This is a genomic window from Rheinheimera lutimaris (genome assembly GCF_013283795.1).
Lineage (GTDB): Bacteria > Pseudomonadota > Gammaproteobacteria > Enterobacterales > Alteromonadaceae > Alishewanella > Alishewanella lutimaris.
Genome location: NZ_JABSOD010000006.1, coordinates 16,218 through 36,175, shown reverse-complemented (window position 1 = coordinate 36,175; position 19,958 = coordinate 16,218). Strand labels below are relative to the sequence as shown.

The following is a 19,958-nucleotide window of genomic DNA, read 5'->3' as shown; positions in this document are numbered from 1 at the left end:
CCGATAAGGATATGGTTATGGCTGAGATTCTGTTAAACACCCGCCCACAACACACTAACGCTTTATTTGCCAATTCAGCGTTTGCCGACAAAGACTGGCAGCAGCAATTTTATCGTAATAACAGAAGCATAGTTGCCGATATTCTACAGCCCTACCAGCCATATATGCTCAATGGCGGCAATGCAGACACCCACGATTTTTACAACCAAATGTGCACTATTCCGCAGCAACAGCGTGAAGTTATCGGCCACACCGTAGAAAGCATTGGTTCAGATAATACGCTGGCACTGGCTGCGATGTACGATGAGCATATTTATCCATACTTGAAAGACGATGGTTCAACTTTAAGTGGTGCGCTGGCAGGCACACTCTCCTCAAGCAGAAACGGCTTGATGGAAAGTATGTCTAAGTATGAAAAAGCATTACTGCAGATATACGAAGCCAGAAAGCAAGGCGCCACCAAAGTTGAAATACGACGCCTTGAACAAATTGCTAAAACTCATCATGGAAAACTACAGACAACCTTTGAATATCAACTCAAACGACACCTTGCTAACTTCAAGTCTCCCAGAGCCCGAAGCGCTATCGCTAGTGCCAACCGAGGCACTAATATCGCTATGTCTGGCAGGTTAAACCAATCTACTGTTGCCAAACTTGAAGTGACAAAATCAACTGATGTTAAAACTTTACGCAACATGTCCAGGCGAGCAACTTATCTTGGAAACAGTGTAATCCTGATTGATGCAGGACTCAGAGCTTACAGTGTTGCAGATGCAAAACAGCAAGGACAAGATTATCATCGAGTTGCAGTACAAGAAATTACCGGTTTCGGTGCCAGTACTGCTGCAGGTGCATATACAGCACAAATTGCTTTCGCATCTACTGCTGCGGCAATGACAAAAGTAGGTATTGCATTGGGCTGGACGCCTGCTGGGTGGGTTATTTTAGCTGGAGCAGGCTTAACTGCATTAGCAGCAGGTTACTACTCAGCTAAATACGTTAATTCAGCAGCAAAAACAGGTGCTGGTGTCATTTACGATCGAAGTGCAAATTACTCGACCAGGGGTAGAAGATGATTTCAGAGTTCACCTCTGACGATATTTTGTTCTTAGCAACCATCTTAATGTTTGCATTTATGATCAATTTTTTTCTCTCTTGGCTGATATTCGCGCACCTGAGTATGCGGCCATTAGAGAAGAAGTTAAAAGCGCTGAATAAAGATTCGATCAGTCAGTGGGACGGGCCGGGCTGGCGGGTGGTTACCTACGCAATGAAGCTGGTGTTGCCAGCATCATTCTGGGGTAAAAATACGATGCTGATTGATCCTCACTTACTTAAAGAATTAGCTACGACTAAAGACAAGACACTTGCGTTTTGGTTAATGTTGTCAGGTCTTTTGTTCGTTATTGTATGCATTTGGTACGTTGAGACATTTTCATAACTACCGTGCAGGTAGAAATGTAAGAGGTCGGCGCTAATGCCAGATACAGAAATAAATAATGCCTTAGATTTTGTCACTATTTTTGGCATTGTTCTAATGTTCAATGCTGCGGCATCCTGGCTGATCTTCGCACTGCTTGGAATGCGCCCGCTGGAAAAAAGCTAAGAGCACTAAACAAAGACACGATCAGTGAATGGGATGGCCCCGGCTGGCGTGTCGCCACTTATGCGATAAAGCTTATTTTGCCGGCCTCGAGTTGGGGCGAGCATGCTATGTTTATTGACCCCTTTTTGTTAAAACAGCTCTCGACAAGACGTGACCGGATATTAGCGGCCTGGATGATGGGATCTTGGCTGACATTAATTGTATTTAGTGTGCTTTATATAGAACTACTATAACTAAAGCATGCAATTTAAAGGGCAGACTACTCTGCCCTCATTCTCGTCACCTTAACAACGTTACCGTTGGCTCGCGCTGTTGTTGCCACAGCGCCGGGTTAGTGCGTAAATACTCAATAAACGCCTGAGCCGCTACTTTGCAATCTACACCGTCTGTTTTGCATGGCAGTGCGGCAACATTATGATATTGCGTCTTAAAAGACTGCTGACCTGTGCTGTCTTGTATAGCGGTAACGCGCTTAACCGGATATAACGCCACTTGCTGCCGGCGCAGGATAATATCCAGCCGGTCACTGTGCTCTGCTTGTAATTGCTGTAATAACTGCCAGCCGTCATTGCCATCGGCCAGGTAACTGGTGGTGACGAGGCTATAACGTTGTTGCGCCTCAACGGCTTGCCAGCTCCCGCCTTGTTTGATATCCAGCGTGGTTAACTCCGCGGTAGCCGGGCCGCTTTGTTTTGCCACATAGCGTATACCGGCAACATAAGGAAACTTACCGGTATGGGCGCCGGCGACCACCGACTGGCTGATAATATCGGTTAACAGCGCACGCAGCTCGGCACCGCTGATACTCAGCACACTAAGCGGCGTATCAAACGGCAGTACTTCCAGGCGGATATTACCTTCGCGTACTTCACCTGCTGCCAACGGCGCACGGATATTACCTGCGCCAATCAGCGCCAACTGCACCGGCCGTTTCATCAGGTTTTGCACTGCAGTTTGGTTAACATAGTTAAGCATCGCATCGGCGATATGCCCTGCCAGTGGCGAGCCATGCTTATCACTGCCGCCGCTGCCGGGCAGGCGTACATGGGTTACTTCGGTTTCGGTGCTGCTGATCACCGCACCATAGGCTTGCTGTACCGCCGGCAAATAAGTGTTATCGAGCACAGCGCGCAGCGCGGCATCTTCGGCCACAATGGCTGTGCGCGGCAGACCGGCAACATAACGCTCTGTCGCAGCTTGCTCAGCTGCGGCAATGCGGCTGGGTTCATTGCGCAGTGCCGAGCGGAAATAATCAGTGCCTGCCAGTAAGGTATTTTGTCCGGCACAGCTTAACAGCTCACCGCCTGCGTTAAACTTAAGCGTTGCCCGGCCCACGGCCTGAGCAAACTGTCCTGCCTGTACCACACAGGTTTTACCTTTGCCATCAGGGTTAGCAACCAGCTCAGCATAAGGTCGTTGGTTGCCCAGATACCAATGGCGAAAATCACCCAGCAGACTGTGCGAGTGGCCGCCGACAATGGCATCGATACCATTTACCGCGCCGGCCAGCGCCAAATCACGCTGATTACCCAAATGCGTTAGCGCAATAATGTGCTTAACACCCTGCGCAGTTAACCTATCTACGGTTTGCTGTGCACTTTGCACTTCATTGTTAAATACTATCGCGCCGGTATCGGGCGCTATGGCACGCATATCTTCCAGCGCCAGGCCAAACACCGCCACCAGCTCATGCCCTGCTGCGGCATCAACACCGGCTAGCGGCTTGAGTTGGTTGTTATCCAGTACAAATAAGCTGTAAGGCTTCAGGTTTTGGCTATTGACTAACAACGGTTCAGCACTGGTATCAACGTTGGCGGCCAGCACAGGAAAGTTTACCTTGTCGACAAAGTCTGCCAGTTTGGTCAGGCCAATATCAAACTCGTGATTGCCCAGCGCCATGGCATCGATATTCATCCGGTTTAGCACATCGATATTAATGCGCTGTTCAAACAGCTCAAAATAGGCACTGCCTTTAAATGCATCGCCGCCATGTAAAAACAGCGCCGGCACGCCATCTTGCGCCGCCTGCTGCCGCAACTGCTGTGCCAGGGTTAACAAGCGCGGATGGCCGCCAATATAGGTATAAACGGGCTTGCCGGCGGCATCTTTTACGCTGGCTGGGCTGGCATCAAACTGCGAGTGAGTGTCGTTAATATGGATAAGGCTTAGCGTTAAGCCCGGCTCTGGTGATAGTGATGAAGATGGCAGCGCACTGCAGCCGATCAGCAACAGTGCAGAAAAAAGCGGCGCAGAAAACAGCAATGAAGAGCTAAATCGCATAAATAAAACCTGTGTAACTCCGGTTAAAGTGCAGTGCGGATTTTTTCTGCCAGCGCTTTTATTTTTTCCATATCGCCCATTGCAGCACCATGGCCGGATAATTTAGATAAATGCTCCGGAATTAAGTGAAAGTGCAAATGCGGTACTGTCTGACCTGCGGCAGCGCCGTTTAACTGCATTAGCACCACGCCTTCAACGCCAAGGGTAGATTTAAGCGCCGACATCACTTTTTGCACCGTGGTCATTGTATGGCTAAGTTCGTCTGCCGGAATATCTAACAGCGTCTGTGCCTGAAATTTCGGGATCACCAGGGTATGGCCGTCGGCCTGCGGCATAATGTCCATAAAGGCTAACGTGTAGTCGTCTTCGTACACTTTAAAACTGGGGATTTCATCGCGCAGAATTTTGGCAAAAATATTGTTGCTATCGTAGCTCATGCAGCTCTCCTTTAGGCAGGCTTATGCAACCAAGTATGCCAGCATCTGACGGTATAAAACCAGCTTTTGACGATACTTGGCAGCTCACAAACGCGGGCTTTATCACCCGGCGCCATACATTTTTACCGGAACGCGCCGTAAACCCATCCCTGGGGGCTCGATTCGCGCCGTCCGGGCGCTCAACGGTTCCGGCTAAAAAGTATTATGCCGGGCTAAATCAGGCATCGCGGCAGATTTTATCAATCAGGTACTTCGCATGAAACCGCAGATGCTGCTCAATAAAACTGGCGATAAAATAATAGCTGTGATCATAACCCGCCTGCAGGCGGATTTCAGCCGGCGCAGCGCTTTGCTTCGCTGCAGTAATTAAGCTGTCGGTGCGCAATTGCTCAGGATAAAAGCTGTCTGCAGTGCCCTGGTCAACCAATAGCGGTAGCGGGCTTTCGGCGCTACTTAGCAGCAAAGATGCATCATATTGCTTCCATTGGCTTTTATCATCGCCTAAATAACCGCTAAATGCTTTAATGCCCCAAGGGCAATTTACCGGATTACAAATCGGTGAAAACGCCGAAATGCTGCTATAACGCTGCGGGTTACGCAAACCAATAACTAAAGCGCCATGCCCACCCATAGAATGGCCGCTGATAGCGCGTTTGTCCGACAGCGGCAGTGCGGCTTCAAGCAACTGCGGCAGCTCGTTAACAATGTAGTCGTACATGCGGTAATGCTTAGCAAACGGCTCACGCGTGGCATTAACGTAAAAGCCGGCGCCCAGGCCAAAGTCATAAGCACCGTCTGCATCATCCGGTACACCATCACCGCGCGGGCTGGTATCAGGCATAATAAGCGCTATACCAAGCTCTGCGGCAATACGCTGCGCTCCGGCTTTAGCGGAGAAGTTTTCGTCAGTACAGGTTAAGCCCGACAGCCAATACAATGCCGGCACGGCTTGCTTTTCTGCTTGCGGCGGTAAAAACACCGAGAACTGCATATCGCAGCTCAGCGCAGTGGATGTATGAGTAAAGCGGATCTGTTTGCCGCCAAAGCAAAGCTGTTCACTCACTTTGGTTAATGCTGAAATTGTCATAGTCTGTCCATAGTGTTCAGTAAGGGCCGATTACAACACCCGCCTTGGCTCGCCACAGCAACTCGCCCTACTGCCTTCGGCAGGGCTCAGACACTCTGTGACGACCAAAACGGGGTTCTAATCCGCCCATCAATCACATTCGTTTACTATCAAAAATGAATTACCGTACGAATCGACTTACCCTCATGCATCAAATCAAAGGCTTCGTTGATCTGCTCCAGTGGCATGGTATGGGTAATAAAGGTATCCAGCTCAAACTCGCCGTTTAGATAGCGCTCAACATAATCCGGCAACTCAGTGCGGCCTTTTACGCCACCAAAGGCCGTACCGCGCCAAACGCGGCCGGTAACCAGCTGAAATGGCCGGGTCGAAATTTCCTGACCGGCACCGGCTACACCAATAATGACCGACTCGCCCCAGCCTTTATGACAGCACTCCAGCGCCGAGCGCATAACGTTAACATTGCCGATACACTCAAACGAGAAGTCTACGCCACCATCGGTCATTTCAACGATAACGTCCTGAATTGGCTTATCGAAATTTTTCGGGTTAATAACGTCAGTAGCGCCAAGCTTGGTGGCGATATCAAACTTACTTTCGTTAATATCAATGGCAATAATACGGCTGGCCTTGGCCATTACAGCACCGATAATGGCAGATAAACCGATACCGCCTAAGCCAAAAACAGCTACGGTATCGCCCTCTTTCACCTTAGCGGTGTTCATTACCGCGCCCATACCGGTGGTTACACCACAGCCCAGCAAACACACTTTTTCCAGCGGCGCGGCTTTATTAATTTTAGCCAGCGAAATTTCCGGCAGCACCGTGTACTCAGAAAATGTCGAGGTGCCCATGTAGTGATAAATCGGCTTGCCGTCTTTCGAAAAGCGCGTGGTGCCATCAGGCATTAAACCCTTACCCTGGGTAGCACGAATGGCCTGACACAGGTTAGTTTTACCGGATAAACAAAACTTACATTTGCCGCATTCCGGGGTGTACAACGGAATAACATGATCGCCCACCGCAACCGAGGTTACGCCCTCGCCTACAGCTTCAACAATACCGCCACCTTCATGGCCTAAAATGGCCGGGAAAATGCCTTCAGGATCTTCACCCGACAGCGTAAAAGCATCGGTGTGGCACACGCCGGTGGCAATAATTTTAACCAGCACTTCGCCTTTTTGCGGTGGCATTAAATCTACTTCTTCAATCGATAATGGCTGGCCGGGGCCCCAGGCCACAGCGGCGCGTGTTTTGATCATTTGCATCAGGTTGTCCTTTTTGTTGTTTGCACAGGGCAAAAATCTGTTACCAGCAAGTGTAACCTGATTTTTATTTTTGCCATATCAGTATGAATGCCACTAAAATGCAAATCAGTTTTTCATATATGCAAAACTTAACAAGCAATAGGCTGCGGTTAGAACCCCGTTTTGGTCGCCACAGAGTGTCTGAGCCCTGCCGCAGGCAGTAGGGCGAGTTGCTGTGGCGAGCCAGGGCGGGTGTTGTAACGCAAGCAGCCGGTTGACGGAGCAGAGGGGGCTTAGTGAAACAGTGGATTGGCATCAGTGAATTTGTCGCCGTGGCAGAGCTGCAAAGCTTTACCAAAGCCGCAAAGCAATTAAACATCTCGGTGGCGCAAGTAAGCCGCAATATTGCCGAACTTGAAGCCAGTTTGGCGATAAAACTGCTGTATCGTAGTACGCGCAGTGTTAGCCTAACCGAAGAAGGCCTGCTGTATTTACAGCATTGCCGGCATTTAGTCGCCAGTTTAGAAGAAGCCAACCGCACGCTGGCAAACTTAAAAGCCACCCCACGCGGCCAAATCAAACTTACCGCGCCGGTGTTTTATGGTGAAACCCGCATCGCCCCACTGCTGCATGACTTTATGCGGCTCTACCCCGACACCGAGCTGGATTTACAGCTGAGCAACAACAAACTGGACTTAGTCCAGGGCGGCTTCGATTTAGCTATCCGCCTGGGCACACTGGAAAGCTCCAGCCTTATTGCGCGCAAGTTGGCAAGCAGAACCCAGTATGTGGTGGCTTCACCGGCTTATCTGACACAAAACGGTACACCACAAAACCTGACGGAGCTTGCCCAACATCAATGCTTAACCGGCACCGTAGCCCAGTGGCGTTTTATGCAGCACGGCAAAGTGGTCCAATTTAAACCGCAGGGCCGTATTGTCTGCAACAGCGGTGTGGCCCTGCTGGATGCCGCTCTGAAAGGTTTAGGCCTCGTACAGCTACCGGATTACTACGTCGGCGACAAACTACAACGTGGTGAGCTGGTAGCCGTACTGAACGGGCTACGCCAGCCTGACGACGGCATTTGGGCGCTTTATCCGCAAAACCGGCATTTATCGGCCAAGGTGCGGGTGCTGGTAGACTACCTTGCCGCTAAGCTGAATTAATCTTGTTTTCACAGCAAACTATCTTGGTGCTGCGCCTGTGCTGTGATAGCGTTTTAGTATTAACTACAACTTTGGACACACTATGAAATACCTGCTTTGTGCTTTTAGCCTGCTGCTGGCCAGCGTCAGTTACGCCAACGACAGTTTTAACGACGGTGAACATTACCAAACACTGCCGTTACCGGCGGCTGATACCGCTAATGTAGTGGAATATTTCTCTTATTATTGCCCGTTTTGCTATAACTTTGAGCCGATAGTGGCACAGCTGAAGCCAGCGCTGCCCGCTGATGCAAAATTCTATAAGATACCAGTGGCTTTTCACGGCGGCCCAATGGCGCCGGATGTACAACGCGCTCATGCACTGGCCGAAACGTTAAATGTGGCAGAGTCATTCTCTACTGCGCTGTTTGCCCAAATTCATCAGCAGCGTAAACCACCGCAAAACCGTAATGCGTTAAAGCAGTTATTTGCAGAACTTGGTGTGGACAATGAAAAATTCGATGCCAACTTTAACAGCATGCCGGTAAATACGCTGATCAGTGAATATGATCAGGCGATCCGTGATGCCAATATCCGCTCGGTACCCGGCTTTATCGTTAATGACAAGTATTTGGTGAACATCAGCGCCGTGTCATCGCAACAGCAGTTTAATGCTTTGATTAACCACCTGTTGAGCTTAAAACCCGGAGCCGCAGAATGACCACACTAAAAATCGACCTGGTATCAGATATTGCCTGCCCCTGGTGCGCTATTGGTTATGCCAGATTACAGCAAGCGCTTAGCAGCCTGCCTGAGTTAAAAACAGAACTGGAATGGCATGCGTTTGAGCTAAACCCTGATAAAAACGCGCCGCAAGAGCCTATACTGCCGGCCCTAAGCCGAAAATATGGTCGTTCTGAGGAGGAAATGCGCGCCGCGCAGGCCAATATGATGCAAATAGCCGCCGGTTTAGGGCTTAATTTCGACAACATGCAGCAGCGTTTTACCTGTAACACCTTTGATGCACATCGACTGGTGAAATGGGCTGAGGCCACAGCAAACAAAGGCACCGCCATGAAACTGGCGTTATTTACTGCCTATTTTGGTGAGGCTAAAGATGTGTCCAATGCTAAAGTGTTAGCCAACTGCGCCGAACAGGCCGGGCTGGATAAAGCCGACGCACAGCGTATTTTAGCCAGTGATGCTTTCAGCGATACCGTCAGAGCAGATATCGCTAAATATCAGCAAGCCGGTATTTCATCAGTACCGGCCTTTATTATTAATAACCGCTACCTGATCTCCGGCGCGCAGGAACCCGCCCAACTGGCTGCCAGCCTGCAGCAAATTGCCGACGAAATGGCTTAACCTGCTACTGAGCGTCAGAAGCGGGATGAAAACGGTAATGGCCGGTAATTTTATAGGCAAATAACATATCGGCCAGTACCGGCCCGGCGCCGATATTGTGTACTATTAACGGCCGTTTGCCGTCAGTTGAGCGTTTATCTGTCACTATACCGATATGCGGCAAATTACCCGGCAACAGCCAGGTAACCAAATCGCCGGGCTGATAATCAATGCCCTGCCGGCTAAGCGCTAACTGCTCACCATAGCGGCTGAAAAAGGTTTGCAGGTTAGGTACGCGACGATGATCGATATTGCTGTCCGGCTTGGTTAAACCCCAAATCCGTTTTGACGGGTACAAATCAAAATCAGCACGCATATCCTCATGCACCAACTGTTGTAAATCGATGCCCAAGGCACGATAACTGCGGATCACCACATCAGTACAGACACCGATATCCGCCGGTACATCGCCATTTGGATAAGCAATACGCAAATAACGGCCATCGTAGCGCACCTGGTGCTCAGTACGCTCCAGCGCCGCAGCCACCAATTTATCGCTGAATGTTTCGGCCATACTGTGCAGGGACAATAACCACAGCACTATGACCAACGTAGGTTTTACTACTCGGGATAACAGGAAAACCGGCATAAATTGCTCCTTGCAACGCCGTTAAACTCTGGCATAAGGCGCACCTGCAGCGATAAAGTTCCCCAGCTTATGCTAAAGACTCCAGCAACAGCGCTATACCCTGACCACCGCCGATGCACATGGTTACCAGGCCATAACGGCCGCCAATACGCTTAAGCTCTGCCAGTAGTTTAATGATCAAGATAGAGCCGGTGGCTCCGACCGGATGCCCCAGTGCGATAGCGCCGCCGTTGGGGTTTACTTTAGCGCTGTCAAAGCCCAGCGTCTGGCTTACTGCCAGTGCCTGGGCAGCAAAAGCTTCGTTGGACTCAATCACATCTATATCGGCCACAGTTAAGCCGGTTTGCGCCAGCACCCGCTGTACTGCCGGTATCGGCCCTAATCCCATCACACCCGGCTCCACGCCGGCAAAAGCATAACCGAGCATACGTGCCTGTGGCCTAAGGCCACGTTTTTCAGCTTCAAACCGGTTGGTTAACAACATGGCGGCAGCACCATCGTTTAAGCCCGAGGCATTACCGGCAGTGACTATGCCATCGGCTTTAAACGCGGGTTTAAGTTTAGCTAAACTCTCTGCTGTGGTATCCGCGCGGATATGCTCATCGCGGTTAAATACCTGCTCTGTGCGGCCCTGTATTACAGTGAGCGGCACTATCTGGCTGTCGAACCAGCCCCGCTGCTGCGCATTGGCAGCACGCTGCTGGCTTATTAGCGCAAAGGCATCCAAATCAGCGCGGCTAAAGCCATATTGGCCGGCGATAGTTTCCGCGGTAATGCCCATATGGCCGCTGCCAAACGGATCGGTCAAAATGCCCAGTGTTAAATCCGTGATGCCAGCGTGGCCCATTTTTAAACCGCGCCGCACATTAGGCAATAAATAAGCGCCGTTACTCATACTCTCGGCGCCACCGGCCAGGGCAATAGTGCTTTGCCCCAGCTGAATAAGTTGCGCTGCCGATATCACCGACTGCACCGCCGAGCCGCATAAGCGGTTAACGTTAAAAGCAGCAGAACCGGCGGCCATACCGGCGTTTAATGCAATATGCCGCGCCAAATAAGCATCTTCAGCGCCGGTGGTAATAATATGGCCAAAAACCGCATGGTCGACATCAGTTGCTGCCACGCCGGCGCGGCTGATTGCCTCGGTCGCGGCCGCTGAACCCAGCTGCGCGGGGCTAAGGTTTGCCAAACTACCGCCAAAGCTGCCAATGGCCGTACGGGCACCGGCTAAAATTACAATATCCGTTAAGTTCATTCCGGTCATACCCAATTTTCCACCCTCAATCCCGTCACGCGATTAAACTCCCGCGCATTGTTGGTCACCAGTATCGCGTCTTCCGCCAGTGCATGGCTGGCTATCCATAAATCATTTGCCCCTATAGGTGTGCCAGCTGATTTTAAGCGATTAAATTGCTCTGCGTAATGAAGACAAAGTGAAGGAGAAGATTGATATAGAACCGGAATTTGCCTGGTCAACATTGCCAGCTTTCGCATAACTTCAGCAGTTTTGTTGCTGTTCTGTGCCCCCTTAAGTAGCTCGGCATAGGTAAAAAATGACATTCGTAATTGTGTATCGGCTGGCAAAGTGTCGATATGTGCAGCAACTGAAGGAGGATTATTTTTTAACAGATAAATAAGAATATTTGTATCCAGCAAATAGATCACAACTCCTCCCTGTCTTGCATCAATGGCTGAGCACGATATTCTGCTTCAAGTTCTGCAACAAAGTCAGCATCGAATCCATCCAATGCGGCCATTAAAGCCTCACCACGTTTTGCTGGTAAAGGATGAATAACTAAATCACCCTGCTCATTACGGCTTATCTCAACGGTGTTAGTATCGAGGCGAAATTCCTGTGGGATCCGCACAGCCTGACTGTTACCATTCATAAACACACGACTTACCGCAGACATAGCCACCTCTTTGTACACACAATTATGTATGTATTTTGGTAGTGCAATGCGATCTTGTCAAGGTAGAGCAAGACCGACTATACAAGTGACTTAGTTTGAGTTTAGCACCGGCCTTTTCGCTTTCGGTAAGCTTTTAACAATTAACTGATACGAATTTTCAATCTGCCGTTTTATCTCGTTATCCGGTACGCTGCCATCCAGCAGCACGGTGTTCCAGTGCTGTTTATTCATATGGTAACCGGGGGTAATGGCCGGAAAAATATCCCGCAGCATCAAAGCTTCAGCCGGGTCGCACTTCAGGTTGACCCGGGCTACGCCCTCTTTTTCACTTAAAATGGCGAAGATTTTGCCGACTTTATACACGTAGATATCCGGACCAAACGGGAAGTCTTCCATGCTTTGCAGTTGCATCAGGCAGTGATCACGGCATTGTTGAAAGTCGAACATTGAATGCACTCCTTTATCTGACAGGGCGGATCGGGTTGTGCTAAGCCGACCCTTGAAGGCATGGATGCCTGAGAGGAGCCTACAGGGATGTATTCACGGCGAGTCGGCGTGTACAACCCGATTTGCCCCTGCACGAAAAAAAGAGCCCTGCATAAGTCAGGGCTCTGTGTCACTCATTTAAGGTTTAGTATATTTATCCAGCCACTGAAATACTTCGTTGTACCAGCGCACGCGGTTATCTTTATTTAAGATCCAGTGATTTTCATCAGGGAAAATCACTAAGCGCGAATCGATACCCTTGCGTTGCAGGTTAGTAAAAGCACCTAAACCCTGGGCATAAGGCACGCGGTAGTCTTTTAAGCCGTGAATAACCAACATCGGCGTTTGCCATTTATCGGCGTGCGCCGCCGGGTTAAATTTCTGGTAATCAGACTCCGGGTTCCAGGCCTGGCCACCTAAATCAAACTCCGGAAACCACAGCTCTTCGGTGCTGCCGTAAAAGCTTGGCATATCGTATAAGCCGGCATGGTTTACCAGACATTTAAAACCGGTTGGCCAGTTACCGGCTATCCAGTTCATCATATAACCACCGTACGATGCGCCCAGTGCACAAGCACGGTCGCCATCAATCCAGGGTTGGGCTTTAACGATATACTCAAAGCCTTTCTTTAAATCTTCCAGCGGCTTACCACCCCAATCACGGCTGATAGAATCAGTAAAGGCCTGGCCATAACCGGTTGAACCATGAAAATCGACCATCACCACCGCGTAGCCTTTAGCAGCATACATTTGCGCATTCCAGCGCTCGTTAAACATATTACCAAAACTGCCCTGCGGACCGCCGTGCACTAAAAATGCCATCGGGTATTTTTTCTTTGCATCAAAATCCCACGGCTTAACCAGGTAGCCATATACCGTATCGTCGTTGGCACCTTTAAAGCTAAATTGCTCGTAATCACCAAACTGCACAGCCTGGCGCCAATCCGCATTAATGTCTGTCAACTGCGTTAAGCTGCTACCGTCCAAGCTGAGTTGAAACACCTCAGGCGGCATATCCAGTTTATGGTTAGTAAACACAATTTTATCCACCGCCACGTTCAATGCGCCGGCCGTGCCATCGCCATAGACTTTACGTACATCACCAAAACCTGTGTTAATGGCGTAAATACTGTACTGGCCAACATCCTGCGTAGTGACATACACAGTGCGGTTATCGGGGCCAAATTTATAATCGCTGACTGAGCGGTCAAATTCCGGCGCCAGCTCTTTACGCTGCCCGGTCACCATATCCAGCAACATCAGGCTGAACTTATCGGCTTCGGCTTGTGGCTTACTCATGGCTTTATAGGCCATAAAACGGCCATCACTGGAGAACGACGGCTGTGCATCCCATGCCGGGTTTGATGCAGTTAAATTTTGCTTTTCACCGCCATTTACCGGCACCATAAAGATATCGTAATTGGTGTGCCAGGCCTGATCGGCATTGGGTATTTTTGCGCTGAATACCAGCCGCGCATTATCCGGCGTAAACGCCACTTCTTTGATACCGGCAATATCGGTATTCCATTCGCTCATCAGGTTAGTCGCATCTTTCACCGCGCCTTTACCCAGCGCAGCCACATGCAAATGGCTGCGGTACGGTGTTAACCAATGGTCCCAGTGGCGCACCATCAGCTGATCATAGGCCATCGCCGTATCTTTTTTCGCTGCATCAGCCGCTTTAGCATCCAGTGTACATTGCAGGTTCTGGCAGCCTGGTTTTACTGATAGCTCCAGCGCAATTTGTTTGCCGTCATTTGACACTTTAAAACCATCTACCGGCAGCGGTAAATCGGTAAGCTGCAAGGCTTCACCGCCGTACAGCGGTAACTGCCATACCTGGTTAGTACCGCTACGGTTTGCTACAAAATAAATACTTTGGCCATCATTGGCCCACTGCAGCTGGCTTTCACGGCCGGCACTTTGGGTTAAACGGGTTACTTTATTTAAGTTAGATAAGTCCATCAGATATAAATCGCTGGAGTTATCTGCCGGGCTAAAACCGGCGTTGGTTTGGCCGTAAACTAAAAAGCGGCCATCATCAGACAGCACCACATCGTGCAACTTATTAAACTGGTTTAAATGCTCAACCGTCAGCGGCGCTTTCGCCACGGCAGCACCCGACGCTAACAGCGCCAGCGTAACTAAAGTCTTTTTCATGCGTATTCCCTGGATTTTATTGTTATAGGCTGAAAAATTAAGGCTGCAGCAATGCTACAGCCCTGATGGTAAAGCGATTAAGCTTTATCCATTTGCTGAATATTCACTTTCCAAATGGCCGGGCCTTGCTGGTGCACGTTGTTACCGTTGGAATCTACCGCCACCGTTACCGGCATATCCTGTACGTCAAACTCATAAATGGCCTCCATACCTAAATCGGCAAAAGCCACCACGCGCGATTTTTTAATCGCTTTGGATACCAGATAAGCCGCACCGCCTACCGCCATTAAATATACCGCTTTGTGCTGTTTAATGCTGGCAACGGTTTTATCGCCGCGCTCTGATTTACCAATCATACCCAGCAGACCGGTTTGCGACAGCATCATGTCGGTAAATTTATCCATCCGTGTGGCCGTTGTCGGGCCGGCCGGGCCTACTACTTCATCACCCACCGCATCTACCGGGCCAACGTAATAGATAAAGCGGTTTTTAAAGTCTACGCCATCCGGCAGTGCCTCGCCTTTGCTAAGCATATCGGCAATGCGTTTATGCGCCGCATCACGGCCGGTCAGCATTTTGCCGCTTAGCAGCACGGTTTCGCCGGCTTTCCACTCTAATACATCTTCTGGCGTTACCGTATCCAGGTTTACCCGGCGTACATTAGCGCCCAGCTCCCAGGTTACCTGCGGCCAGTCTTCCAGTTTTGGTGGCTGAATATCGGCCGGGCCGCTACCATCTAAATGAAAATGCACGTGGCGTGTGGCAGCGCAATTTGGGATCATCACTACCGGCAAGCTGGCAGCATGAGTGGGTACGCTGTTAATTTTTACATCCACTACGGTGGTTAAACCGCCTAAGCCCTGGGCACCAATACCGAGTTTATTCACTTTTTCATACAGCTCTAAGCGCAGCTTTTCATCAGCTGTTTCTGCGCCTTTAGCAATTAAATCCTGAATATCAACCGGCTCCATCAGCGCTTCTTTGGCCAACACAGCGGCTTTTTCTGCTGTGCCGCCAATACCTATACCCAGCATACCCGGCGGACACCAGCCGGCGCCCATTTTCGGCAGCGTTTCCAGTACCCAGTCCACAATAGAGTCAGACGGGTTAAGCATCGCCATCTTGGTTTTATTTTCTGAACCACCACCTTTGGCCGCAATCATCACTTCAACATGATGGCCGGCGACTAAATCGATATGCACTACTGAAGGCGTATTATCTTTGGTGTTTTTGCGGCCGCCGGCAGGGTCTGCCACGATAGACGCGCGCAGCGGGTTATCAGGGTTTAAATAAGCACGACGGGTACCTTCATCCACCATCTGCTGCACTGTCATATCGGTTTTATCCCATTTGACATCCATACCAATTTTAACAAAGCAGGTCACAATACCTGTGTCCTGACAAATGGGCCGGTGGCCTTCAGCCGACATGCGCGAGTTAATTAAAATTTGTGCGATGGCATCTTTCGCCGCCTGGTTTTGCTCTTTGTGGTAAGCAACTTCCAGCGCTTTGATAAAATCTAACGGGTGATAATAAGAGATGTATTGCAGTGCATCTTCAATGCTGTCGATAAAGTCTTGCTGGCGAATAACCGTCATGTTGTTTTACCTGTCCTCTGACGCCTCTGGCAGCGCCATGTTTAACTATTAGTGTCGGTGCTGGTATGATAGCGCGCATCAGAAACAGCGGCTAGCCCCATTCATGCAGCAGTACCTTATTCCACCGGAAATTTATGGCGACACGCCGGATAACTTACTGGCCCTGTTCAGCCACGTTGCCATGCAACCCTGGGCCATGTTGCTCGATTCGGCCGCGCCAGCGCACGTTAACAGCCGTTATGACATTTTAGTTAGCGGGCCACTGGCCACCTTAGAGGCCAAAGCCGGCATCAGCATATTAACCGACGAGCACGGCGCGCACAGTTATCAGGAAGACCCCTTTACCGTGCTTAATTGTGCGTTAAAGCGCTATTTCCCCACAGCAGCCCAAAGCAGCCTGCCCTTTGTCGGCGGTGCCCTTGGCTACTTTGGCTATGATTTAGGCCGTTATACCGAAACCTTAGCGGCCACGGCAGAGGCTGATATTAACCTGCCGGATATGGCGGTAGGGTTTTATCAACAAGCGCTGATATTAGATAAACAACAACGCCAGCTTTGGTATGTCGATTACCGTGGCAACGCCGAAGCCGGCTGGCAAAAACTGTACGCCAGGTTACAACAAAATTCAGCGGCGGCAGCGCCCTTTAGTTTAAACAGTCACTGGCAAGCCAATATGGATAAAGCCTGTTACGTGGCACGGTTTAATCAGGTACAAGAGTATTTGCTTAGCGGCGACTGCTACCAAATAAACCTGACTCAGCGCTTTAGCGCAGGCTATCAGGGCGATGAGTGGCAGGCCTATTTGCAGCTGCGGGATAAAAACGCCGCGCCCTTCTCTGCCTTTATCCGCCTGCCGCAAGGTGCGGTGCTGAGTATCTCACCAGAGCGTTTTTTACAACTGCACGGCAATAAGGTTGAAACCAAACCGATTAAAGGCACCCGGCCGCGCGGTATATGCCCGATGACCGATGCGGTAGAAGCTGAAAATCTTAAGCTATCACCCAAAGATCGCGCCGAAAACGTGATGATTGTCGATTTACTGCGCAACGATTTAGGCAAAGTTTGTCTGCCGGGCTCAGTCGCCGTACCGCAGCTGTTTGCCATTGAAAGTTTTCCGGCGGTGCACCATTTGGTCAGCACGGTAACCGGTACCTTAGCGCCAGAGTACAGCGCCTGTGATTTACTGCGTGGCGCCTTCCCGGGCGGCTCTATTACCGGCGCGCCCAAGGTGCGGGCAATGCAGATCATTGAGCAATTAGAGCCACAGCGCCGTTCAGTGTATTGCGGCGCCATTGGTTACATTAACAGCAACGGCGATATGGATACCAATATTGCTATTCGCACGCTGATTTGCAGCGAAGGCAAAATTCACTGTCAGGCCGGCGGCGGCATCGTAGCCGACTCCGACGCTGACAGCGAATACCAGGAAACCTTAGATAAGGTGAATAAAATTCTGCCGGTGCTGGCAGTGCAGGAGTTATAGCGATGCTGGCCGGCGAGTTTCGTCAGCGATTTTCACTGCAAACCGCTGCCGCAGGTGGCGCTATCGCCGCTACAGACAAGCATCAAGCTGCAGTGTTAGTGCCGATAATTAATTACGGTGATACGCTGCAGGTGTTGTTTACCCAGCGCGCACTGCATTTACGCCATCATCCCGGGCAAATCAGTTTCCCTGGTGGTCGGATAGAGTCCGGCGAAAGCAGCTGTGCAGCTGCGCTGCGCGAAGCACACGAAGAAATAGGTTTAGCCCCTGATGCAGTAGAGTTACTTGGCCGCTTGCCACTGCAAAGCACCAGTACCGGTTTTACCATAGAGCCCTGGGTTGGCCTGCTTAAACCACAGCGCAGTTGGATTTTGCAGGCTGATGAAGTGGCCGGTATTTTTGAAGTACCGCTAACACATTTTCTGCAGCAGGAAAACCGCCATCTGTTCAGCTTACGGCTGCGCGGCAAAGTGCAGCAGCTGCATGCCATGCCGTATCAGGATAAGTTTATCTGGGGGGCAACAGCTGCTATTTTGCATAGGTTGTGTTTGCAGCTGGCTTAGCTATTAAGCGCCGCTATCCAGTTGTTGAATAAGCGAATCCATACTGAAGTTATCAACAAAGTCGCCATTACCGGCTTGCTTGGCGCCTTCAGATAAATGCGAGCGCAACGCTTCCAGTTTACTTTTGCGCTCTTCCAGAGCTCTAAGTGCATCGCGCACCACTTCACTGGCCGAGCCGTATCGGCCGCTGGAGACTTCATTCTTAATAAACGCTTCCCAGTGCTCACCCAAGCTCAGGCTGGTAGTTGCCATAGCACACCTCAGATATTCAAAAATAACAATAATGAATACAAGTTGTACAAAAAGGCAAAGCAAGAGACTTCTGTGCGTGCCAACCAACGTATTGGTTTGTATCTGCAAATCACATAAGCAACTCCCATTAGTTTTTCTCATCTGTAATAAGCGCCGACCAGTTACCAACCGACTTACAGAACAGCGCTGCTTGGGCTACAATGGTGCAACTTTGATAACGACCAAACAGAATTTATTATGATTATCAGCGCTTTTGATATGTTCAGTATCGGCATAGGGCCGTCCAGCTCACATACCGTAGGCCCAATGCGGGCAGCGAAAAAGTTTACCGACGATTTAACCGAAAAAAACCTACTTGATAACGTTACTGCCGTAAAAGTAGAACTGTTTGGCTCGCTGGGCCAAACCGGCATTGGCCACGGTACCGGCAAAGCGGTTATTTTAGGTCTGGCCGGCTACCTGCCGGAAACGGTTGACCCGGACGCCGTGCCGGGTTTACTCAAACAAGTGAATGACGAGCAGCAAATTCGTCTGGCCAAGGTAAAGCCTGTTAGCTTCCCGCGCGAAGGCGCTATTGTATTTCACCGGCGTAAAACCTTAAAAGAGCACTCCAATGGCATGGAGCTGATTGCCTACGATAAAGACAAAAACATTGTACTAAGCGATGTGTACTTCTCTATCGGCGGCGGTTTTATTGTGAAAGCGGAAGATTTTGCCAAAGAAAAAGAAGCCGCCAGCCAATTTGCTGCGGATAACCCGCCACCGTTTCCGTTTGAGTCTGGCGCCGAACTGTTAGCCCTGTGCAAAGAGCATGGGTTATCGATAGCCGGTTTAATGCTGGAAAACGAAAAAGTATTACGTAGCCCGGCGCAAATTACCGACGAGCTGAATAATATCTGGCTTACCATGCGTGCCTGTATTGAGCGCGGCATTAAAACCGAAGGCATACTGCCGGGCGGTTTAAAAGTAAAACGTCGCGCCCCGGCGCTGTATAAAAAGCTGATGGCCGAAAAAAGCAGTGATCCTTTACAAGTGATGGACTGGGTAAACTTGTTTGCGCTGGCGGTAAATGAAGAAAATGCTGCCGGTGGCCGCGTGGTTACCGCCCCCACTAACGGCGCCGCCGGTATTATTCCGGCAGTACTGATGTACTACGATAAATTTATTCAGCCGGTTACCCCGGATATCGCCGTGCAGTATCTGTTAACCGCAGCGGCTATCGGTATTTTATATAAGAAAAACGCCTCTATCTCCGGTGCTGAAGTGGGCTGTCAGGGTGAAGTCGGCGTTGCTTGTTCTATGGCGGCTGCGGCATTAACCGAAATTCAGGGTGGTACCCCGCTGCATGTCGAAAACGCCGCGGAAATTGGCATGGAGCACAACCTGGGGTTAACCTGCGACCCGGTAGGTGGTTTGGTGCAAGTGCCTTGTATCGAGCGCAACGCCATGGGTTCGATTAAAGCTATTAACGCATCACGCCTGGCGCTGCGCGGAAGCGGCGATCAAAAGGTGTCACTGGATAAAGTCATTAAAACCATGTGGGATACCGGTAAAGATATGCAAACCAAGTACAAAGAAACCTCGCGTGGTGGTTTGGCGGTAAATATTATCGAGTGCTAAGCGCGGTTAAACTTGCTTACAACTTAAGTTGGCGACAAGGTTGAAATAATAACCTGAGACAACCAGACTAAGCCTATCTGTGATAAGG

The 19,958-nt window shown here is 50.1% G+C and carries 21 protein-coding genes; 9 read left to right on the top strand and 12 right to left on the bottom strand.

Annotated elements, in window-relative coordinates; all coding sequences use genetic code 11:
* The first annotated feature begins 17 nt into the window (after positions 1 to 17).
* From HRH59_RS07540 to HRH59_RS19435, 3 genes are read left to right on the top strand one after another with little or no spacing between them, the layout of a single operon-like run.
* Positions 18 to 1,076 (top strand): hypothetical protein, encoded by a 1,059-nt coding sequence (locus HRH59_RS07540; protein WP_173500668.1) that lies wholly within the window; start codon positions 18 to 20, stop codon positions 1,074 to 1,076.
* Positions 1,073 to 1,441 (top strand): hypothetical protein, encoded by a 369-nt coding sequence (locus tag HRH59_RS07535; RefSeq protein ID WP_173500667.1) that lies wholly within the window; start codon positions 1,073 to 1,075, stop codon positions 1,439 to 1,441. The genes HRH59_RS07540 and HRH59_RS07535 overlap by 4 nt, the downstream gene beginning before the upstream one ends.
* 36 nt (positions 1,442 to 1,477) lie before the next feature.
* Entirely contained in the window at positions 1,478 to 1,606 is a 129-nt protein-coding gene (locus HRH59_RS19435) for a hypothetical protein (protein WP_269435441.1), read from the top strand.
* Between the two features lie 279 nt (positions 1,607 to 1,885).
* On the opposite strand, the gene HRH59_RS07525 is transcribed toward HRH59_RS19435, so the two are convergent.
* The 4 genes from HRH59_RS07525 to HRH59_RS07510 form a co-directional block, all read right to left on the bottom strand.
* Positions 1,886 to 3,886: a bifunctional metallophosphatase/5'-nucleotidase gene (locus HRH59_RS07525; RefSeq protein ID WP_173500666.1), complete on the bottom strand. Its 2,001-nt coding sequence runs from the start codon at positions 3,884 to 3,886 to the stop codon at positions 1,886 to 1,888.
* Positions 3,887 to 3,909: 23 nt separating this feature from the next.
* Positions 3,910 to 4,323 carry an HIT family protein gene (locus tag HRH59_RS07520; RefSeq protein ID WP_173500665.1) on the bottom strand — a complete coding sequence of 138 codons (414 nt, stop codon included), beginning with the start codon at positions 4,321 to 4,323 and terminating at the stop codon, positions 3,910 to 3,912.
* A 217-nt stretch (positions 4,324 to 4,540) separates the two neighbouring features.
* On the bottom strand, positions 4,541 to 5,410 hold the full coding sequence (gene fghA / locus HRH59_RS07515; protein WP_173500664.1) for an S-formylglutathione hydrolase: 870 nt from the start codon (positions 5,408 to 5,410) through the stop codon (positions 4,541 to 4,543).
* A 149-nt stretch (positions 5,411 to 5,559) separates the two neighbouring features.
* Positions 5,560 to 6,669, bottom strand: a complete 1,110-nt coding sequence (locus tag HRH59_RS07510) for an S-(hydroxymethyl)glutathione dehydrogenase/class III alcohol dehydrogenase (protein ID WP_173500854.1) — start codon at positions 6,667 to 6,669, stop codon at positions 5,560 to 5,562.
* 284 nt (positions 6,670 to 6,953) lie between these two features.
* On the opposite strand from HRH59_RS07510, the gene HRH59_RS07505 reads away from it, so the two are divergent.
* The 3 genes from HRH59_RS07505 to HRH59_RS07495 all read left to right on the top strand — a co-directional run bounded on the left by HRH59_RS07505 (position 6,954) and on the right by HRH59_RS07495 (position 9,167).
* Positions 6,954 to 7,823: a LysR family transcriptional regulator gene (locus tag HRH59_RS07505; protein WP_173500663.1), complete on the top strand. Its 870-nt coding sequence runs from the start codon at positions 6,954 to 6,956 to the stop codon at positions 7,821 to 7,823.
* A gap of 82 nt (positions 7,824 to 7,905) precedes the next feature.
* Positions 7,906 to 8,523 carry a thiol:disulfide interchange protein DsbA/DsbL gene (locus HRH59_RS07500; RefSeq protein WP_173500662.1) on the top strand — a complete coding sequence of 206 codons (618 nt, stop codon included), beginning with the start codon at positions 7,906 to 7,908 and terminating at the stop codon, positions 8,521 to 8,523.
* Positions 8,520 to 9,167, top strand: a complete 648-nt coding sequence (locus HRH59_RS07495) for a DsbA family oxidoreductase (protein ID WP_173500661.1) — start codon at positions 8,520 to 8,522, stop codon at positions 9,165 to 9,167. Before HRH59_RS07500 ends, HRH59_RS07495 begins: the two co-directional genes overlap by 4 nt.
* Before the next feature lie 4 nt (positions 9,168 to 9,171).
* Here the strand turns inward: HRH59_RS07495 and HRH59_RS07490 are convergent, their stop codons facing one another.
* From HRH59_RS07490 to HRH59_RS07460, 7 genes are all read right to left on the bottom strand, one after another.
* Positions 9,172 to 9,795 carry a DUF1287 domain-containing protein gene (locus HRH59_RS07490; protein WP_173500660.1) on the bottom strand — a complete coding sequence of 208 codons (624 nt, stop codon included), beginning with the start codon at positions 9,793 to 9,795 and terminating at the stop codon, positions 9,172 to 9,174.
* A 67-nt stretch (positions 9,796 to 9,862) separates the two neighbouring features.
* Complete coding sequence (gene bktB, locus HRH59_RS07485) at positions 9,863 to 11,059, bottom strand: beta-ketothiolase BktB (RefSeq protein ID WP_331460157.1); 1,197 nt, start codon at positions 11,057 to 11,059, stop codon at positions 9,863 to 9,865.
* Positions 11,056 to 11,460 carry a type II toxin-antitoxin system VapC family toxin gene (locus HRH59_RS07480; RefSeq protein WP_173500659.1) on the bottom strand — a complete coding sequence of 135 codons (405 nt, stop codon included), beginning with the start codon at positions 11,458 to 11,460 and terminating at the stop codon, positions 11,056 to 11,058. Before HRH59_RS07480 ends, bktB begins: the two co-directional genes overlap by 4 nt.
* The gene (locus HRH59_RS07475; RefSeq protein ID WP_173500658.1) at positions 11,457 to 11,708 is read right to left on the bottom strand and encodes an antitoxin; all 252 of its coding nucleotides are present in this window, start codon (positions 11,706 to 11,708) and stop codon (positions 11,457 to 11,459) included. The genes HRH59_RS07480 and HRH59_RS07475 overlap by 4 nt, the downstream gene beginning before the upstream one ends.
* Positions 11,709 to 11,798: 90 nt before the next feature.
* Positions 11,799 to 12,155, bottom strand: a complete 357-nt coding sequence (locus tag HRH59_RS07470; RefSeq protein WP_173500657.1) for an MmcQ/YjbR family DNA-binding protein — start codon at positions 12,153 to 12,155, stop codon at positions 11,799 to 11,801.
* A gap of 177 nt (positions 12,156 to 12,332) precedes the next feature.
* Entirely contained in the window at positions 12,333 to 14,354 is a 2,022-nt protein-coding gene (locus HRH59_RS07465) for a S9 family peptidase (protein ID WP_173500656.1), read from the bottom strand.
* Between the two features lie 77 nt (positions 14,355 to 14,431).
* Positions 14,432 to 15,952 carry a fumarate hydratase gene (locus HRH59_RS07460; RefSeq protein ID WP_173500655.1) on the bottom strand — a complete coding sequence of 507 codons (1,521 nt, stop codon included), beginning with the start codon at positions 15,950 to 15,952 and terminating at the stop codon, positions 14,432 to 14,434.
* A 103-nt stretch (positions 15,953 to 16,055) separates the two neighbouring features.
* On the opposite strand from HRH59_RS07460, the gene pabB reads away from it, so the two are divergent.
* Positions 16,056 to 17,435, top strand: a complete 1,380-nt coding sequence (pabB, locus tag HRH59_RS07455) for an aminodeoxychorismate synthase component I (protein WP_173500654.1) — start codon at positions 16,056 to 16,058, stop codon at positions 17,433 to 17,435.
* A gap of 2 nt (positions 17,436 to 17,437) precedes the next feature.
* Positions 17,438 to 17,998: a CoA pyrophosphatase gene (locus HRH59_RS07450; protein ID WP_173500653.1), complete on the top strand. Its 561-nt coding sequence runs from the start codon at positions 17,438 to 17,440 to the stop codon at positions 17,996 to 17,998.
* Between the two features lie 3 nt (positions 17,999 to 18,001).
* On the opposite strand, the gene HRH59_RS07445 is transcribed toward HRH59_RS07450, so the two are convergent.
* Complete coding sequence (locus HRH59_RS07445; protein ID WP_173500652.1) at positions 18,002 to 18,250, bottom strand: type II toxin-antitoxin system ParD family antitoxin; 249 nt, start codon at positions 18,248 to 18,250, stop codon at positions 18,002 to 18,004.
* Positions 18,251 to 18,487: 237 nt separating this feature from the next.
* Between HRH59_RS07445 and HRH59_RS07440 the strand changes: the two genes are divergently transcribed.
* Entirely contained in the window at positions 18,488 to 19,870 is a 1,383-nt protein-coding gene (locus HRH59_RS07440) for an L-serine ammonia-lyase (RefSeq protein WP_178089505.1), read from the top strand.
* The last annotated feature ends 88 nt before the right edge of the window (positions 19,871 to 19,958 follow it).

Coding starts and splice junctions, on each gene's coding strand:
- HRH59_RS07540 (WP_173500668.1), top strand. CDS start 18: ATGGCTGAGATTCTGTTAAACACCCGCCCACAACACACTAACGCTTTA.
- HRH59_RS07535 (WP_173500667.1), top strand. CDS start 1,073: ATGATTTCAGAGTTCACCTCTGACGATATTTTGTTCTTAGCAACCATC.
- HRH59_RS19435 (WP_269435441.1), top strand. CDS start 1,478: ATGCCAGATACAGAAATAAATAATGCCTTAGATTTTGTCACTATTTTT.
- HRH59_RS07525 (WP_173500666.1), bottom strand. CDS start 3,886: ATGCGATTTAGCTCTTCATTGCTGTTTTCTGCGCCGCTTTTTTCTGCA.
- HRH59_RS07520 (WP_173500665.1), bottom strand. CDS start 4,323: ATGAGCTACGATAGCAACAATATTTTTGCCAAAATTCTGCGCGATGAA.
- fghA (WP_173500664.1), bottom strand. CDS start 5,410: ATGACAATTTCAGCATTAACCAAAGTGAGTGAACAGCTTTGCTTTGGC.
- HRH59_RS07500 (WP_173500662.1), top strand. CDS start 7,906: ATGAAATACCTGCTTTGTGCTTTTAGCCTGCTGCTGGCCAGCGTCAGT.
- HRH59_RS07495 (WP_173500661.1), top strand. CDS start 8,520: ATGACCACACTAAAAATCGACCTGGTATCAGATATTGCCTGCCCCTGG.
- HRH59_RS07490 (WP_173500660.1), bottom strand. CDS start 9,795: ATGCCGGTTTTCCTGTTATCCCGAGTAGTAAAACCTACGTTGGTCATA.
- bktB (WP_331460157.1), bottom strand. CDS start 11,059: ATGACCGGAATGAACTTAACGGATATTGTAATTTTAGCCGGTGCCCGT.
- HRH59_RS07475 (WP_173500658.1), bottom strand. CDS start 11,708: ATGTCTGCGGTAAGTCGTGTGTTTATGAATGGTAACAGTCAGGCTGTG.
- HRH59_RS07470 (WP_173500657.1), bottom strand. CDS start 12,155: ATGTTCGACTTTCAACAATGCCGTGATCACTGCCTGATGCAACTGCAA.
- HRH59_RS07465 (WP_173500656.1), bottom strand. CDS start 14,354: ATGAAAAAGACTTTAGTTACGCTGGCGCTGTTAGCGTCGGGTGCTGCC.
- HRH59_RS07460 (WP_173500655.1), bottom strand. CDS start 15,952: ATGACGGTTATTCGCCAGCAAGACTTTATCGACAGCATTGAAGATGCA.
- pabB (WP_173500654.1), top strand. CDS start 16,056: ATGCAGCAGTACCTTATTCCACCGGAAATTTATGGCGACACGCCGGAT.
- HRH59_RS07450 (WP_173500653.1), top strand. CDS start 17,438: ATGCTGGCCGGCGAGTTTCGTCAGCGATTTTCACTGCAAACCGCTGCC.
- HRH59_RS07445 (WP_173500652.1), bottom strand. CDS start 18,250: ATGGCAACTACCAGCCTGAGCTTGGGTGAGCACTGGGAAGCGTTTATT.
- HRH59_RS07440 (WP_178089505.1), top strand. CDS start 18,488: ATGATTATCAGCGCTTTTGATATGTTCAGTATCGGCATAGGGCCGTCC.